Annotated in this window: 12 protein-coding genes; 7 read left to right on the top strand and 5 right to left on the bottom strand. The window is 61.0% G+C overall.

Features of this window, described 5'->3' with window-relative positions; genetic code table 11:
* Positions 1-137: 137 nt before the first annotated feature.
* Positions 138-2,879, bottom strand: coding sequence for an aconitate hydratase AcnA (gene acnA / locus BMZ46_RS23680; protein ID WP_074689265.1), 2,742 nt, complete (start codon positions 2,877-2,879; stop codon positions 138-140).
* A 222-nt stretch (positions 2,880-3,101) separates the two neighbouring features.
* Here acnA and rlmM point away from each other — a divergent pair, with 222 nt between their 5' ends.
* Entirely contained in the window at positions 3,102-4,175 is a 1,074-nt protein-coding gene (rlmM, locus tag BMZ46_RS23675) for a 23S rRNA (cytidine(2498)-2'-O)-methyltransferase RlmM (RefSeq protein WP_074689263.1), read from the top strand.
* 65 nt (positions 4,176-4,240) lie between these two features.
* Complete coding sequence (gene tusA, locus BMZ46_RS23670) at positions 4,241-4,492, top strand: sulfurtransferase TusA (RefSeq protein WP_007953079.1); 252 nt, start codon at positions 4,241-4,243, stop codon at positions 4,490-4,492.
* A 49-nt stretch (positions 4,493-4,541) separates the two neighbouring features.
* On the opposite strand, the gene BMZ46_RS23665 is transcribed toward tusA, so the two are convergent.
* Positions 4,542-5,951 (bottom strand): MATE family efflux transporter, encoded by a 1,410-nt coding sequence (locus BMZ46_RS23665; RefSeq protein ID WP_074689261.1) that lies wholly within the window; start codon positions 5,949-5,951, stop codon positions 4,542-4,544.
* Between the two features lie 179 nt (positions 5,952-6,130).
* Between BMZ46_RS23665 and pdxB the strand changes: the two genes are divergently transcribed.
* Positions 6,131-7,273: a 4-phosphoerythronate dehydrogenase PdxB gene (gene pdxB / locus BMZ46_RS23660; protein ID WP_074689259.1), complete on the top strand. Its 1,143-nt coding sequence runs from the start codon at positions 6,131-6,133 to the stop codon at positions 7,271-7,273.
* Between the two features lie 57 nt (positions 7,274-7,330).
* On the opposite strand, the gene BMZ46_RS23655 is transcribed toward pdxB, so the two are convergent.
* A complete protein-coding gene (locus tag BMZ46_RS23655) occupies positions 7,331-7,510 on the bottom strand; it encodes a PA1571 family protein (protein ID WP_074689257.1) in 180 nt (59 codons plus the stop codon).
* A gap of 259 nt (positions 7,511-7,769) precedes the next feature.
* Between BMZ46_RS23655 and BMZ46_RS23650 the strand changes: the two genes are divergently transcribed.
* Positions 7,770-9,563: an ABC transporter transmembrane domain-containing protein gene (locus tag BMZ46_RS23650; protein WP_166742321.1), complete on the top strand. Its 1,794-nt coding sequence runs from the start codon at positions 7,770-7,772 to the stop codon at positions 9,561-9,563.
* Between the two features lie 93 nt (positions 9,564-9,656).
* Here the strand turns inward: BMZ46_RS23650 and BMZ46_RS23645 are convergent, their stop codons facing one another.
* Positions 9,657-11,585 (bottom strand): transglycosylase SLT domain-containing protein, encoded by a 1,929-nt coding sequence (locus tag BMZ46_RS23645; protein ID WP_074689255.1) that lies wholly within the window; start codon positions 11,583-11,585, stop codon positions 9,657-9,659.
* A 214-nt stretch (positions 11,586-11,799) separates the two neighbouring features.
* On the opposite strand from BMZ46_RS23645, the gene BMZ46_RS23640 reads away from it, so the two are divergent.
* Positions 11,800-13,722, top strand: a complete 1,923-nt coding sequence (locus BMZ46_RS23640) for an ATP-binding cassette domain-containing protein (RefSeq protein ID WP_074689253.1) — start codon at positions 11,800-11,802, stop codon at positions 13,720-13,722.
* Between the two features lie 75 nt (positions 13,723-13,797).
* Here BMZ46_RS23640 and BMZ46_RS23635 read toward each other — a convergent pair whose 3' ends face one another.
* Entirely contained in the window at positions 13,798-14,235 is a 438-nt protein-coding gene (locus tag BMZ46_RS23635) for a universal stress protein (protein ID WP_011335197.1), read from the bottom strand.
* Between the two features lie 103 nt (positions 14,236-14,338).
* On the opposite strand from BMZ46_RS23635, the gene BMZ46_RS23630 reads away from it, so the two are divergent.
* Complete coding sequence (locus tag BMZ46_RS23630) at positions 14,339-14,776, top strand: hypothetical protein (RefSeq protein ID WP_039772800.1); 438 nt, start codon at positions 14,339-14,341, stop codon at positions 14,774-14,776.
* A 539-nt stretch (positions 14,777-15,315) separates the two neighbouring features.
* On the top strand, positions 15,316-17,463 hold the full coding sequence (gene fadB / locus BMZ46_RS23620) for a fatty acid oxidation complex subunit alpha FadB (protein ID WP_074689251.1): 2,148 nt from the start codon (positions 15,316-15,318) through the stop codon (positions 17,461-17,463).
* Positions 17,464-17,468: the final 5 nt, after the last annotated feature.

Raw genomic sequence — 17,468 nt, 5'->3', positions numbered from 1 at the left:
CAAGGATCGCTGCCGACAGGGAGTCGATAATGGTCTTGGGAAAAACCCGCTTCGGCGGGTTTTTTTTCGTCTGCAGAAAAGTGCCGTGCTCAAACAGAAACACCGCCGATCTGGCGGTGTTTCTGCATCTGCAGGTCTTACGAGGCGATCAACTGGCGCAACACGTAATGCAGAATCCCGCCGGACTTGAAGTACTCCACCTCGTTCAAGGTGTCGATTCGGCACAGCACTTCGATTTTCTCCTGCCGTCCGTCTTCACGGGTGATGACCAGGGTCAGGTTCATCCGTGGCGTCAGCTCGACACCGCTCAGGCCCTGGATATCCAGGGTTTCCTTGCCGGTGAGGTTCAGGCTCTTGCGGTTCTGATCCAGTTTGAACTGCAACGGCAGCACGCCCATGCCCACCAGGTTGGAGCGGTGGATGCGCTCGAAGCTTTCGGCGATCACCGCTTTCACGCCCAGCAGATTGGTGCCCTTGGCCGCCCAGTCGCGGCTGGAACCGGTGCCGTATTCTTGCCCGGCAATCACCACCAGCGGCGTGCTTGAGCCCTGATAACGCATGGCCGCGTCGTAGATCGCCAGTTTCTCGCCGGTCGGAATGTAGATCGTGTTGCCACCTTCTTCGCCGCCGAGCATTTCGTTGCGGATACGGATATTGGCAAACGTGCCGCGCATCATCACTTCGTGGTTGCCCCGGCGCGAGCCGTAGGAGTTGAAGTCCCGTGGCTCGACGCCTTGCTCGCGCAGGTAACGTCCGGCCGGGCTGTCGACCTTGATGTTGCCGGCGGGGGAGATGTGGTCGGTGGTCACCGAATCGCCCAATAGCGCCAGCACTCGCGCACCTTTCACATCGGCGATCACCGGCAATGGCCCGGCAATGTCATCGAAGAACGGCGGATGCTGGATGTAGGTCGAATCCGCCTGCCAGACGTAGGTCGCGGCTTGCGGGACTTCGATGGCTTGCCACTGTTCGTCACCGGCAAACACTTCGGCGTATTCCTTGTGGAACATCGCCGTGTTGACCTGATTCACCGCGTCAGCGATCTCCTTGCTGCTCGGCCAGATGTCACGCAGGTAAACCGGATTGCCCTGCTGGTCATTGCCCAGCGGTTCGCTGCTGATATCGGTGCGCACAGTGCCGGCCAGGGCGTAGGCGACCACCAGTGGCGGTGACGCCAGCCAGTTGGTTTTCACCAGCGGATGCACCCGGCCTTCAAAGTTGCGGTTGCCGGACAGCACCGAAGCCACGGTCAGGTCGGCTTTCTGGATGGCTTTTTCGATCGGCTCCGGCAGCGGCCCGGAGTTGCCGATGCAAGTGGTGCAGCCGTAACCGACCAGCGAAAAACCGAGCTGGTCGAGGTACTGCGTCAATCCGGCGGCCTTGTAGTAATCGGTGACGACTTTCGAACCCGGAGCCAGCGAACTCTTCACCCACGGCTTGCGGGTCAGGCCCTTTTCCACGGCTTTTTTCGCCAGCAGGCCGGCAGCCATCATTACGCTGGGGTTGGAGGTGTTGGTGCAGGAGGTGATCGCGGCAATCACCACCGCGCCGTTTTTCAGGCGATAGGTGTGGCCGTCGTGCTCATAATCCGTTTCGCCGACCAGATCGGCACTGCCCACCGCCGCGCCACCGCCGCCCTCGCTCTCCAGGCGTCCTTCTTCCTTGCTGGTGGGTTTGAACTGCAATTCGAGGAAGTCGCTGAACGCCTGACCGACATTCGGCAGCGAGACTCGGTCCTGCGGGCGTTTCGGCCCGGCGAGGCTGGCTTCGACGCTGCCCATGTCCAGCGCCAGGCTGTCGGTGAACACCGGTTCCTGACCGGGCAGGCGCCACAGACCCTGTGCCTTGGTGTAGGCCTCGACCAGTTTCACCACTTCAGGCGGACGGCCGGACAGGCGCAGGTAGTCGAGGGTCACGTCATCCACCGGGAAGAAGCCGCAGGTCGCGCCATATTCCGGGGCCATGTTGGCGATGGTTGCGCGGTCGGCCAGCGGCAGGTCGGCGAGACCGTCGCCATAGAACTCGACGAATTTGCCGACCACGCCTTTCTTGCGCAGCATCTGGGTGACGGTCAGCACCAGGTCGGTGGCGGTGATGCCTTCCTTTAGTTTGCCGGTAAGTTTGAAACCGATGACTTCGGGAATCAGCATCGACACCGGTTGCCCGAGCATCGCCGCTTCCGCCTCGATCCCGCCCACGCCCCAGCCCAGTACGCCGAGGCCGTTGATCATGGTGGTGTGGGAGTCGGTGCCGACCAGGGTGTCGGGGAAGGCATAGGTGCGGCCGTCTTCGTCCTTGGTCCACACCGTGCGGCCGAGGTATTCGAGGTTGACCTGGTGGCAGATCCCGGTGCCCGGCGGCACCACGCTGAAGTTATCGAAGGCGCTCTGGCCCCAGCGCAGGAAGGCGTAGCGTTCACCATTGCGCTGCATTTCGATGTCGACGTTCTGTTCGAAGGCGCTGGCACTGCCGAATTTATCGACCATCACCGAGTGGTCGATCACCAGATCCACCGGCGACAACGGGTTGATTCGCTGCGGATCACCACCGGCCTTGGCCATGGCGGCGCGCATGGCGGCCAGATCGACCACGGCGGGTACGCCGGTGAAGTCCTGCATCAGCACGCGGGCAGGGCGGTACTGGATTTCCCGGTCGGAGCGGCGCTCCTTGAGCCACGCGGCAATGGCCTTGAGGTCGGCGCCGGTGACGGTTTTTTCATCTTCCCAGCGCAGCAGGTTTTCCAGCAGGACTTTCAGCGACATCGGCAACCTGTCGAGATCGCCCAAGTTCTTGGCGGCATCCGGCAGGCTGAAATAGTGGTAAGTCTTGTCGTCTATCTTCAGGGTTTTAAGGGTGTTCAGGCTATCAAGGGACGGCATTACGATCACTCCTTTGAGTCCGCACGGCTACGGACTGAGGGGACGGGCAGAGCTATCAACGTAGCCCTGTTTTCAGTAGCTGGCTAATAACTGGACTCTATGGGCAAGTCCAAGGTTCCGACATGGGCTATCATGCGCCGGTTTTCGTGACAGGCTTTGCTTCATCGCAGGGTCTGGGCATCGCGCAGGGGATGAATGATCGCCCTCTGCCCAGGAGTAAGAATGAACACCCTATTCATGCATTGCCGGCCAGGCTTCGAAGGCGAAGTCTGCTCGGAGATTTCCGACCTCGCCGCCCAACTCAACGTGGCCGGCTACGCCAAGGCCAAACCGGCTACCGCTTGCGCCGAGTTCGTCTGCACCGAAGAGGATGGCGCCGAGCGTCTGATGCGCGGTCAGCGTTTCGCCGAGCTGATCTTCCCGCGCCAGTGGGCGCGCGGGTTTTTCATCGATCTGCCGGAAAACGACCGCATCAGCGTGATCCTTGCGCACATGGCGGAATTCCCGGTCTGTGGCAGCCTGTGGCTGGAAGTCGTCGACACCAATGACGGCAAGGAGCTGTCGAACTTCTGCAAGAAATTCGAAGGCCCGCTGCGCAAGGCCCTGACCGGCGCCGGCAAACTGGTGGAGGACGCCAGCAAGCCGCGTCTGCTGCTGACCTTCAAGAGCGGCCGTGAGGTGTTTCTCGGTCTGGCCGACGCCGGTAACTCGGCAATGTGGCCGATGGGCATTCCGCGTCTGAAGTTCCCGCGTGAGGCGCCGAGCCGTTCGACCCTGAAACTGGAAGAGGCCTGGCACCACTTCATCCCCCGCGACCAGTGGGAAGATCGTCTGCACAGCGACATGACCGGCGTCGACCTCGGCGCGGCGCCGGGCGGCTGGACCTGGCAACTGGTCAACCGCGGCATGCTGGTAACCGCCATCGACAACGGCCCGATGGCCGAAAGCCTGATGGGCACCGGTCTGGTGCAGCATTTGATGGCTGACGGTTTCACCTTCAAACCGAAGCAACCGGTGGACTGGATGGTCTGCGACATCGTCGAGAAGCCGGCGCGCAACGCCGCGATGCTCGAAGAGTGGATCGGCGAGGGTCATTGCCGGGAAGCGGTGGTCAACCTGAAGTTGCCGATGAAGCAGCGTTACGCCGAAGTGAAGCGCCTGCTCGAACGCATCGCCGACGGTTTCAAGGCCCGTGGGATCAAGGTCGACATCGGTTGCAAGCAGCTGTACCACGACCGCGAGGAAGTGACCTGCCATCTGCGCCGCCATGACGTGAAGAAAGCCAAAGCCCGCTGAGCGCACGACAGGTGACCGAACACCCGGCATTGGGCGACAATGCCGGCCAGTTTCAGGAGTGAATCATGAGTGAAATGATCGATACGCCGGTCGACGGCACCCTCGATGCTACGGGCCTCAACTGCCCGGAGCCGGTGATGATGCTGCACCAGCACATTCGTGACCTGGTGCCCGGCGGCCTGCTCAAGGTGATCGCCACCGACCCGTCGACCCGCCGCGACATCCCCAAGTTCTGCGTGTTTCTCGACCATGAACTGGTGGGGCAGCACGAAGAGGCCGGGACCTATCTGTACTGGATCCGCAAGAAGTCCGGTTGATCGGAAGGCAAAAAAAGACCTGCAAATGCAGGTCTTTTTTTATGGCCGGTCAGCCCATCGAGCGGCTGATGCGAATGCGTTTGCGTGCACTGCGCGTCAGGCGGATCGACAGCATCAGCGCCGCGCAGCTGAGGCCGACGATCAGGCCTTCCCACAAGCCACTCGGGCCGCGTGGCTCGCCGAGCCAGTCGGTCAGGCCGAGGGCGTAACCCACCGGCAGACCGATGCCCCAATAGGCGAACAGGGTCAGGATCATCGTCACCCGGGTGTCCTGATACCCGCGCAGGGCGCCGGCGGCGGTAACCTGAATCGCGTCGGAGAACTGGAACAGCGCCGAGTACACGATCAGCATCGCCGCGATGTGAATCACCATCGGATCGGAGGTGTAGATCGCCGCAATGTGTTCACGCATCAGCAGCATCATGCTCGCCGACAGGCAAGCATAAGCCAGCGCAGTGCCCATGCCGACGCCCGCGGCGAAACGCGCTTCACGGGGTTCTTCACGGCCCAAGGCCTGGCCGACCCGCACGGTCACTGCCATGCCCAGCGAGTACGGAATCATGAACACCAGCGAGCTGACGTTCAGCGCGATCTGGTGCCCAGCCACCACTGTGGCGCCGAGGCTGCCGATCAGCAGCGCGATCACCGCGAAGATGCTCGACTCGGCAAACACCGCGACGCCAATTGGCAGACCGATGGCCAGCAAGCGCTTGATCACCGCCCATTGCGGCCAGTCGAAACGGCTGAACAGTTCGCTCGACTTGTAGGCCGGCGCCCAGCGCTCATAACCGGCCAGACCCAGCGCCATCACCCACATCACGATGGCCGTGGCCCAGCCGCAACCGACGCCGCCCATGGCCGGAACGCCGAAGTGACCATAAATGAACACGTAGTTGAGCGGAATGTTCAGCGCCAGTCCACACAGGCCCAGCACCATCGCCGGCCGCGTGCGGCCGAGGCCATCACTGGTGCAGCGCAGCACGTGATAGAAGGCCACCGCTGGCAGGCCGCTGGCGATACCGTGCAGGTATTGCATGCAGGGGCCGATCAGCTCCGGATCGACTTTCATCAGATGCAGGATCGGCTCGGCGCTGAACAGCAGGGTGGTTGCCATCAGGCCCACCACCAGCGCCAGCCACAAGGCTTGCCGCACGATCGGGCCGATTTCGCTGTGGGTGCCGGCGCCGAAGCGCTGGGCGACTTTCGGCGTGGTGGCCAGCAGGGTGCCGGTCATCAGCAGGAACACCGGCACCCAGATCGAGTTGCCCAGCGCCACGGCCGCCAGATCCTTGGGCCCGACGCGCCCGGCCATCACCGCATCGACGAAGCCCATGGCGGTGGTCGCCAGTTGCGCGATCATGATCGGCAGGGCCAGGCCGAGCAGATTCTTCAGCTCCAGGCGAACCCGGGCAGGGCGGTTGAGGGAAACGGCAGCGGGGCGGTCAGTCACGGAATTCACAGGCAAAGCGTCCACAGGGGTTGATGCGCAAGGTCGGGCATTCTACGCCGCTGACGTAACGGTCAGGAAAAATCCTCTGTTGCGTATTTGTAATCGCGGCGCCCCATCAAGAAATCACAGCCTGCTGGCTCATCGCAGTCCCAGCGCCTACACTGCCGATCCGCCCAAGGAGCCCCGCCATGCTGATTGTTGCCGACGAAAATATCCCGCTGCTCGATGCCTTTTTTGCCGGTTTCGGCGAGATCCGTCGGGTTTCGGGCCGTTCCATCGACCGGGCCACGGTCGAACAGGCCGACGTGCTGCTGGTGCGCTCGGTGACCCACGTCAACCGCGCACTGCTCGAAGGCAGCAAGGTGCGTTTTGTCGGCACCTGCACCATCGGCACCGATCATCTGGATCTCGACTATTTCAACGAGGCCGGCATCACCTGGTCCAGCGCCCCCGGCTGCAATGCCCGGGGCGTGGTCGATTACGTGCTTGGCAGTCTGATGACCCTGGCCGAAATCGAAGGCGTCGAGTTGAGTGAACGCACTTATGGCGTGATCGGTGCCGGTGAAGTCGGCGGCCGCCTGATCAAGGTACTGAAAGGCTTGGGCTGGAACGTGAAAGTCTGCGACCCGCCACGTCAGGCGGCCGAGGGCGGCGACTATGTCAGCCTGGAGCAGATCATCGCTCAGTGCGATGTGATCAGCCTGCATACCCCGCTGACCCGCAGCGGCGACGGCGCGACCTGGCATTTGTTCGACGAGCAGCGTTTGCAGCAGCTCAAGCCCGGCGCCTGGTTGATCAACGCGGCTCGCGGTCCGGTAGTGGATAACACCGCGTTGCGCGAAGTGCTGCTGGAGCGAGAAGACCTGCAAGCGGTGCTCGATGTCTGGGAGGCCGAACCGCAAGTCGATGTTTCTCTGGCCGAGCTCTGTGTGTTGGCGACGCCGCACATCGCCGGTTACAGCCTCGACGGCAAGCAGCGCGGCACGGCGCAGATCTATCAGGCTTACTGCGACTTTATCGGTGAGCCCGCCACCATTCAGCTCGGCGATTTGCTGCCGGCGCCGTGGTTGTCGGAAGTTTCTTTGCATGCCGACAGCGATCCGGCCTGGGCGCTGGCGATGTTGTGCCGCGGTGTGTACGACCCGCGCCGGGACGACGCGGATTTCCGTCGCACGCTGCTGGGCAGTGTCGGTGAGCAACGCGCCGCGTTTGATCTGCTGCGCAAACAGTATCCTTCGCGACGCGAAATCGAAGGCTTGAAGGTGCGGATCGAGGGGGATTCGCCCGTCTTGCGCCAGATCGTGACCGCGCTGGGGGCTGTGGCGGTATAAACAGCGGGCAGAAAAAACCCGGCCTGCAGGGGCCGGGTCAGGAAGACGGTGGCGATATCACTTTTGTTCGGCAGGCTTGACCAATCGCTTCTCCAGTTCGCGGCAGGCGTCCTGGATCATGTCTTCAGTGATCTCAATTTCACGCCCGTTTTCGTCGATGATCGAGCAACCCAGAGGTTGGCCGGGCTTGGTGCGGATCACTTCAATCTTGTCATCGCTGCTGTTTTGCAAGGACATGGCCTGTCTCCTCATCAGGTTGTGTGCCTAGGTTAAAACCGTCAGGTGACCAGTCTGTGACAACTCCCTGCGGTCGATCCGGAACGGCATCTCCACTCAAACAGAAATGACCGCCTGTCTCAACCCGGACCTTAGACCAATAGCGTCTAGGGGGTAGTCTTGCCGGTCATAATTAACCTGACTCATTGTGATTTGCAGAGTTCCACCCCATTTGACTCTGTAGGCTGGCCCTATCCATCAGCACACGACGTGAATCTGAATGATCCCGATGCTTTCCTCGCGCCACCGCCGGGCCTTGCGCCTGACCAGTTCTTTCCTTGCCCCTTATCGCTGGCCGGCCTTTGGTGCGCTGCTGGCACTGATCGTCACGGCCGGCATCACCCTGTCGATGGGGCAGGGCATCAAGCTACTGGTCGATCAAGGGTTCATGACCCAGTCGCCGCACCTGCTCAATCAATCCATCGGCCTGTTCATGCTGTTGGTGGTTGGCCTGGCGGTCGGCACCTTTGCGCGGTTTTATCTGGTGTCCTGGATCGGTGAGCGCGTGGTGGCAGACATTCGCCGGCAGGTGTTCAACCATCTGGTGTACCTGCACCCCGGATTCTACGAAGACAATCGCAGCTCGGAAATCCAGTCACGATTGACCGCTGACACCACATTGCTGCAATCGGTGATCGGCTCGTCGCTGTCGCTGTTCCTGCGTAATCTGCTGATGGTCATTGGCGGTGTGGTGCTGCTGTTCATCACCAACCCCAAACTCACCAGCATCGTGGTGATCGCACTGCCGCTGGTGATTGCGCCGATCCTGATTTTCGGCCGTCGCGTGCGCAACCTCTCCCGGCTGAGTCAGGACCGGATTGCCGACATTGGCAGCTACGTCTCGGAAACCCTCGGCCAGATCAAAACCGTGCAGGCCTACAACCATCAGGTGCAGGACGAACAGCGTTTCGCCAGCACCGTCGAGCAGGCGTTCGAGACCGCGCGCAAACGGATTTTCCAGCGGGCCTGGCTGATCACGCTGGTGATCGTGCTGGTGCTCGGCGCCGTCGCGGTGATGTTGTGGGTCGGCGGCATGGACGTGATCGCGGGACGGATTTCGGCGGGTGAACTGGCGGCGTTCGTGTTTTACAGCCTGATTGTTGGCAGTGCGTTTGGCACGTTGAGCGAAGTGATTGGCGAGTTGCAGCGAGCGGCCGGCGCCGCGGAGCGAATTGCGGAACTGCTGCGTTCGGAGAACATTATTCAGCCACCGACCACAGGGTTGGTGACGTTGCCGGGGCGGGTCAAAGGCGAGCTGGAATTACAGGATGTGCGTTTTTCCTACCCTTCGCGTCCCGAAAGTCTTGCCGTCGATGGCTTGAGTCTGACGATCAACGCCGGAGAAACCCTCGCGCTTGTAGGACCGTCCGGCGCGGGCAAGTCCACGGTGTATGACTTGCTGCTGCGTTTCTACGATCCCCGGGGAGGGCGGATCCTGATCGATGGCGTGCCGCTGACGAGCCTAGACCCGTTGGATTTGCGCCGCTGCTTCGCGCTGGTCTCGCAAACCCCGGCGCTGTTCTTCGGCAGCGTCGAAGAAAACATTCGCTACGGCTGCCCGACCGCCACGCTGGAGCAGGTGCGGGAGGCGGCCAGAATCGCCCACGCCCACGACTTCATCGAACAGATGCCCGACGGCTACCAGACCCATCTGGGCGACGGTGGCCTCGGTCTGTCAGGCGGACAACGCCAGCGCCTGGCAATCGCCCGGGCGCTGCTGGTCGACGCGCCGATCCTGCTGCTCGACGAAGCCACCAGCGCCCTCGATGCCCAGAGCGAACACCTGATCCAGCAAGCGCTGCCGAGCCTGATGCAAAACCGCACCACACTGGTCATCGCCCACCGGTTGGCCACGGTGAAAAACGCCGACCGGATCGCGGTGATGGATCAGGGCAAACTGGTGGCGATCGGCACACATCAGGAGTTGATCGCGAGCAATCCGCTGTATGCGCGGTTGGCGGCGTTGCAGTTCAGTGATGGTCATCAAGCTTCGACCGACCCTGTAACCGACTAAGTAACCGACCCAGTAGAACGCCATAAAAAATGCCCGCATCTCTCGATGCGGGCATTTTTGTTTACGTCGATCTATCGGCGATACGCGCCCCGATCACTGATCGTCGAAATACCGCTCATGCCAATCCACCAGCGGCTGTGGCGAGTTGAGTTTCTGGCCGTAGATCACCGAATAGGACAACACGTTCTGTACGTACTGGCGGGTTTCGTCGAACGGGATGCTTTCCACCCACACGTCGAAGCTCAGGTGGTCGGCGCCGCGCAGCCATTGGCGCACGCGGCCGGGGCCGGCGTTATAGGCGGCGGAGGCGAGTACGCGGTTGCCGTTGAACTGGCTGTGCACCTGGCTCAGATAGGCGGCGCCGAGCTGGATGTTTTTATCCGGATCCAACACTTGCTGCGGCGAGGCCAGCGGAATGCTGAACTTGCGCGCGGTTTCCTTGGCGGTGCCGGGCATCAGTTGCATCAGGCCGCTGGCGCCGACGCTGGAGCGGGCGTCGTCCATGAACGCACTTTCCTGACGGGTGATGGCGAACACCCAGCTCGAATGCAGGCCGCGCACCTTGGCTTCGCGCACCAGGGTGTCGCGGTGGGCCATCGGGAAGCGGATGTCCAGATCATCCCAGTATTGCGCCTGACTGATGGTGCGGATCGCCGGGAAATACCATTTCAAGTCGTAGGCCAGTTTCGCCTGGGCGACCATTTCGTCGCGGCTGAAATGCCGGCTGACGTGATACCACTCGCGGCGACCGTCGACGATCTGCCCACGGGCGTGGAACTCCAGTGCACGCCGTACGCCAGGGGTGTTGCGCACTTTGTTGATCAGCGCCTGACTGAGCACCAGCGGCTTGTTGTTCAGTGAGTACGGCGATTGCGAGCGGTCAGCGGCGAGGAAACCGTAGAAATCCCGTTCCCGCGACAGGTTCTTGTACAGCGTCTGTGCTTCCGGGTTCTGCGGTTGCGCCAGTTCCAGACTGCGGGCCTGCCAGTAGCGCCAGCGGTTGGTGGTGGCCAGGTCCTGTGGCAAACGGCGGGTCAGTTGGTAGGCGTCATCCCAGCGCGCCAGACGCAACAACAGACGCAGGCGCCATTCGGATACAGTGTTGTCGCGCAGTTCCGGATCGTATTTGGTCATCACGTCCAGCGCGCGGCTGTCGAAGCGGCGGGCCAGCGTCAGGCCGATTTCCCGGGCGATCGCGACTTTTTCATCCCGGGAGAAATGCATGCTGCTGGCATAACCGTCGAGCAGGGCCATGGCCTTGTCCGGGTCCTGACGCGCGAGGCGGCGCAGGCCGAGGCTGACCACGTCCGACATCGGTTCATCGGCCGGCGTGAAGCGCGACGGCTGGTTGAGCAATTCCGGTTTCTGCGCCACGTCCACCAGCAGGCGGCCGCGCGGGGCGAGGGTGGTCAGGCCATTGACCAGGCTGTTGGCCAGTGGGTAGTTGCGGTGCTGGGCGGCGAGTTTGGCGCGTTCCCAGCGTTTCTGTTCGGTCAACTGACCTTCGGCGGCCCACATGCCGAACAGCGCATCACAGGCGGCGGGCTGGGATTTGCCGGTCAGCCAGAGTTTCTCGGCGTTGGCGTAGCCCTCGGCCTTCTTGTTGTGGCTGATCTGGTACTGCGCGTTGAGGCAGTCCAGTTCGGTGAAATTCAGTTTGGGGTCGTAATACTTGACGAACGTCGCCCAGTCGCCGCGATCGGCCAGCCAGCGCAGCCAGCGCAGTTTCATCCAGTTGGCCTGGGGCAGGTCACCGTGTTCGGCGAGGAATTTTTCGATCTCCGCGTTGCTGGCGGTTTTCAGCCGGGCGGTCAGCTCGTCGTAGGCGAGGTACGGCTCCAGCGGATAATCGGCGAGTGCCTGGCTGTAACGGAAATACGGGCCGCTGTCGCCTTTGGCCAGGGCGCGCTTGGCTTCATCGTAATACTGGCGTTGGGTGGACAGGTCCACCGCCTGGGCGGATTGAACGGCAGCGGCGGAAAGCAGCAAACATGACAAAACACTGAAGAGGCGACTGCGCATGAGACATCCGGGCAGAGAAATCATGACAAGTGCCGGCTCAAACCGGCACTGAATTGCCTGTAGCTTAGCCTTTTGCCAGCAAGGGGCGAAAGCTTTGCCGACCTTGCAGCACAAGTTCGCAACAATTGTTGTGCAGAGTGCGTCAGCGGCGAAATTGCCGGCCTGTTCGGGTCTTGATTCAGGTAGAATGCGCGCCCGGTTTTTGGAGAAGCTCATGACCCTGCTCAAATTCAGCGATGTGTCCCTTGCATTCGGCGCGATGCCGTTGTTGGACAAGGTGTCCTGGCAGATCGCCCGTGGTGAGCGGGTGTGCATCATCGGCCGCAACGGCACTGGCAAATCCAGCATGATGAAACTGGTCAAGGGCGACCAGAAGCCTGATGACGGCTCGGTGTGGCGTGCCCCCGGTCTGAAAATCGGTGAATTGCCGCAGGAATTGCCGGTGGCCGACGAGCGGACTGTGTTCGACGTGGTTGCCGAAGGCCTCGATGGTGTAGGTGCGTTGCTTGCCGAATACCATCACCTGAGCCAGAACATCGTCACCGACGCCGATCTGGACAAGCTGATGCACGTCCAGCACGACCTCGAAGCCCGCGATGGCTGGCGCTTGCAGACCCTGGTCGACAGCACCCTGAGCCGCCTGCAACTGCCGGCCGACAAGACCCTCGCCGAACTGTCCGGCGGCTGGCGTCGTCGTGTGCTGCTGGCGCAGGCGCTGGTGTCCGAGCCGGATCTGCTACTGCTCGACGAGCCGACCAACCACCTGGACATCGGTGCGATTGCCTGGCTTGAAGAAGCGCTGAAGGATTTTCAGGGCGCCGTGCTGTTCATCACGCACGACCGTTCCTTCCTGCAAAACCTTGCCACCCGCATCCTCGAACTGGATCGCGGTGGCCTGATCGACTGGAACGGCGACTACGCCAGTTTCCTCGTTCACAAAGAAGCCGCACTGGCCGCCGAAGAAACCGCCAACGCGCTGTTCGACAAGCGTCTGGCCCAGGAAGAAGTTTGGATTCGCCAGGGCATCAAGGCCCGCCGCACCCGTAACGAAGGCCGCGTACGTGCCCTGAAAGCATTGCGCGTGGAACGCAGCGAGCGTCGCGAGCGCACCGGCAAGGCCAACATCCAGCTGGAAACAGCGGAGAAGTCCGGCAAGCAGGTGATGGTGCTGGATAACGTGAGCTTCGCGCATCCGGGCGGTCCGTTCCTGATCCGCGATTTCTCCATGGTGCTGCAGCGCGGCGACCGGATCGGCCTGCTCGGCGCCAACGGTACTGGCAAGACCACCCTGCTGAAGCTGATGCTCAGCGGTCTGCAACCGACCAGCGGCAAAGTGGAAGAGGGCACCAGGATCGATGTGGCCTATTTCGATCAGTTGCGCCATCAGCTGGATCTGGAAAAGACCGTGATCGACAACGTCGCCGAAGGTCGCGACTTCATCGATATCGACGGCCAGAGCCGCCACGTGCTGAGCTATCTCGGCGACTTCCTGTTCAGCCCGCAGCGTGCCCGCACGCCGGTGAAGGCGTTGTCCGGCGGCGAGCGTGCGCGTCTGCTGCTGGCCAAACTGTTCAGCAAGCCGGCGAACTTGCTGGTACTCGACGAGCCGACCAACGACCTCGACGTGGAAACCCTTGAGCTGCTCGAGGAAGTGCTGCTGACCTTCAACGGCACTGTGCTGATGGTCAGCCACGACCGGGCATTCCTCGACAACGTGGTCACCAGCACCCTGGTCTTCGAAGGTGAAGGCAAGGTTCGCGAATACGTCGGCGGCTATCAGGACTGGATCCGCCAGGGCGGCTCGCCGCGTCTGCTGGGCGTGACGGAAAGCAAATCCGGCAAGGCTGACCTGAACTCGGCGGTGGTCACTGCTGAGCCGGCTCCGGTCGCCGCGCCTGTTGCTGCGGCCCCGGCTGCGAAGAAGAAACTGAGCTACAAGCTTCAACGCGAGCTGGAAGCCCTGCCGGGCGATATCGACGCCAAAGAGCAGCAGATTGCTGCTGTCGAGGCTGAAATGGCCGAGACCGGTTTCTATCAGCGTCCACCAGCCGAGATGGCCAAGGTGATTGCTTCTCTGGAGCAATTGCAGGCGGAGCTGGATGCCTTGGTTGAGCGTTGGGCCGAGCTGGACGCCTGATTGATTCCAGGCATGAAAAAGCCCGGTGTCCAGTTATGGGCGCCGGGCTTTTCAGCTTTTCATAAGTGACTGGTATCAGCGTTTGACCAGGTGCACCGCCAGCACATCGCACGGTGCGCCGTGCAGCACGTCATTGGCGGTCGAGCCCAGCAACAACGCCAGACCATGCCGGCCATGGCTGCCGACCACGATCAGGTCGCACTGCTGTTCCTTGGCAAAATGGTGGATTTCCTGACGTGGCTGGCCGTAGGTCAAGTGGCAGTTGGCGCCTTCGAGCTCGGTGTACTTGTGCTTCAGGCGTTCGAGACGTTCCTTGGCCTGATCGAACTGCTGTTGTTGCAGTTGTGACAGATCCATCGGCACGTCACCGCCGAAGGCCATGGCCATCGGTTCGACGATATGCACCAGCGACAGCTTCGCGCCATTGCTTACCGACAGCTCTCGGGCGCGGTGGATCACAGGGTCGCACTCTTCGGTCAGATCTACGGCGACCAGGATATGGTGGTAGGGCATGAGGTGCTCCTCGTGAGGGATCAATATTGGTAAGTATGGCTGGTTTCAAGCGCATTGGTTCCAAAGTGACGCAATGGGCTCATCAGGATTCGGGAGTAGAGATATGACGGTCTGGCTGGTGGTGTCAATCCTGCTGGTGGTGTTGAGTCCGCTGGCATGGTTGCGTCCGTCCCGTGCCCAGACTGGCCGGATAGCCCTGCGCGCGGAGGCCCGGCGCATCGGGCTGGCCATGCAGCTTGCGCCTCAGGAGTGGCCGCACTGGATGTCTCAGGAGCCGCCTAGCCCGTGTGCGCAATACCATCGGCCACGCCGTGGCAAACAGCCGGCGTGCTGGACGTACTGGCAGAAATCCCCGGGGATCTGGGTCAACCAGTGGCAGGAAGTCTGCGAAGATCCGCTGTTGCTGAATCATTTCGAAAAATTGCCGGGCAACGTTTTCAAGGTCGAGGCGGACAAGCAGATGATCGCCCTCTATTGGGGCGAGAAGGGTGAATCATCGGTTTTGCTGGACATTGATGCCACGCTGAAGGCGCTGGCATGACTCGCGGAATTTTCGCGCTGCAACGGCGCGAAATGTCCGGCAGACGAGCAATAAAAAGCCCGACATGATTCATCGGGCGGGGTTGGCCAGGCAGGCCGGAAAGTCTTTTTGGCGTTGAATCGGGTGATCCGGTCAACAAACGTGCGCCTGTTTTCCTTCGTAGTCCAGCCAGCGTAGCCTGTTAAACAAGGCGTGCCGTGAATTAGGGCGACTTTTCTAACTATTAATCTTATGAATGCCCTCACATGCAAGCGTGTGTGGCCGGGCTGCGTCCTACAGAAATGACCGCAAAGTCGCATTTCAACCCGTATTTTGGGCGATTGACAATTGTCGGAAATTCCGTGAAGGTGGCGTACCCAAATCAAACGGGCGTATGAATTGAGCGTTTGTATTGCAGACTGCTCCTACAGAATCCCGACTATCGCGTTGGCGGGTGTGCCGGGTGGATGGGTGTCAGCATCGACGAAAAAACGTCCTGCCGAGCCATTTGCCTGCGTCCGACGTGTACTGTTCAGCTTCCATATCGTGGAGATCAGTTGATGATTTACGAAGGTAAAGCCATCACGGTTAAAGCTCTTGAAAGTGGCATCGTCGAATTGAAATTCGACCTCAAGGGTGAGTCCGTCAACAAGTTCAACCGTCTTACCCTGAACGAACTGCGTCAGGCCGTAGACACCATCAAGGCAGATGCTTCGATCAAGGGCGTGATCGTCAGCAGTGGCAAGGACGTGTTCATCGTCGGCGCCGACATCACCGAATTTGTCGACAACTTCAAGCTGCCGGATGCCGAGCTGGTTGCTGGCAATCTCGAAGCCAACAAGATCTTCAGCGATTTCGAAGACCTCAACGTTCCGACCGTCGCCGCAATCAATGGCATTGCTCTGGGTGGCGGTCTGGAAATGTGCCTGGCAGCGGACTACCGCGTCATGTCGACCAAGGCCAAGATCGGTCTGCCGGAAGTCAAGCTGGGCATCTACCCGGGCTTCGGTGGTACCGTGCGTCTGCCGCGTCTGATCGGTGCCGACAACGCCATCGAGTGGATTGCCGCCGGCAAGGAAAACCGTCCTGAAGACGCGCTGAAAGTCGGCGCCGTCGATGCCGTGGTTGCCCCGGAAAAACTGCAGGATGCTGCCCTTGAACTGATCAAGCGCGCCATTTCCGGCGAGTTCGACTACAAGGCCAAGCGCCAGCCGAAGCTGGAAAAGCTCAAGCTGAACGCCATTGAACAAATGATGGCTTTCGAAACCGCCAAAGGTTTCGTGGCTGGCCAGGCCGGTCCGAACTACCCGGCCCCGGTCGAAGCGATCAAGACCATCCAGAAAGCCGCGAACTTCGGTCGCGACAAGGCGCTGGAAGTCGAAGCTGCAGGTTTCGTGAAACTGGCCAAGACCTCTGCCGCGCAGAGCTTGATCGGTCTGTTCCTGAACGATCAGGAACTGAAGAAAAAGGCCAAGGCCTACGACGAAATAGCCAAGGACGTGAAGCAGGCTGCCGTACTGGGCGCCGGCATCATGGGTGGCGGTATCGCCTATCAGTCGGCTTCCAAAGGTACGCCGATCCTGATGAAGGACATCAACGAGCACGGCATCGAGCAAGGTCTGGCGGAAGCCGCCAAGCTGCTGGTCGGTCGCGTTGATAAAGGCCGCATGACTGCCGCGAAGATGGCTGAAGTGCTCAACGGCATTCGTCCTACGCTGTCCTACGGCGATTTCGGTCACGTCGACCTGGTCGTTGAGGCCGTGGTCGAGAACCCGAAGGTCAAGCAAGCCGTTCTGGCGGAAGTCGAAGACAAGGTCAAAGAGGACACCATCCTCGCGTCCAACACCTCGACCATTTCCATCAGCCTGCTGGCCAAGGCCCTCAAGCGTCCGGAAAACTTCGTCGGCATGCACTTCTTCAACCCGGTGCACATGATGCCGCTGGTGGAAGTAATCCGTGGCGAGAAATCCAGCGAGCAGGCCATCGCCACCACCGTTGCCTACGCCAAGAAAATGGGCAAGAACCCGATCGTCGTCAATGACTGCCCGGGCTTCCTGGTCAACCGCGTCCTGTTCCCGTACTTCGGCGGTTTCGCCAAGCTGGTCAGCGCCGGCGTGGACTTCGTCCGTATCGACAAGATCATGGAAAAATTCGGCTGGCCGATGGGCCCGGCGTACCTGATGGACGTGGTCGGTATCGACACCGGTCACCACGGTCGTGACGTAATGGCTGAAGGCTTCCCTGACCGCATGAAGGACGATCGTCGTTCGGCCATCGACGTGCTTTACGAAGCCAAGCGTCTCGGTCAAAAGAACGGTAAGGGCTTCTATGCCTACGAAGCCGACAAGAAAGGCAAGCAGAAGAAAGTCGCCGATCCGTCGGTACTGGAAGTGCTCAAGCCGATCGTCTACGAGCAGCGCGAAGTCACTGACGAAGACATCATCAATTGGATGATGATCCCGCTGTGCCTGGAAACCGTGCGTTGCCTGGAAGACGGCATCGTCGAAACCGCCGCCGAAGCCGACATGGGTCTGGTCTACGGTATTGGTTTCCCTCCATTCCGTGGCGGTGCGCTGCGCTACATCGATTCGATCGGTGTTGCCGAGTTCGTTGCCCTGGCCGACCAGTACGCTGATTTGGGCGCGCTGTACCACCCGACCGCGAAGCTGCGCGAAATGGCCAAGAACGGCCAGAGCTTCTTCGGTTAAGCGCC

The organism is Pseudomonas sp. NFIX49 (genome assembly GCF_900115915.1).
GTDB classification, from domain to species: Bacteria; Pseudomonadota; Gammaproteobacteria; order Pseudomonadales; family Pseudomonadaceae; genus Aquipseudomonas; species Aquipseudomonas pharyngis.
Note: the sequence above shows the minus strand (reverse complement) of the source record. Positions and strands in the feature narration are given on the sequence as shown.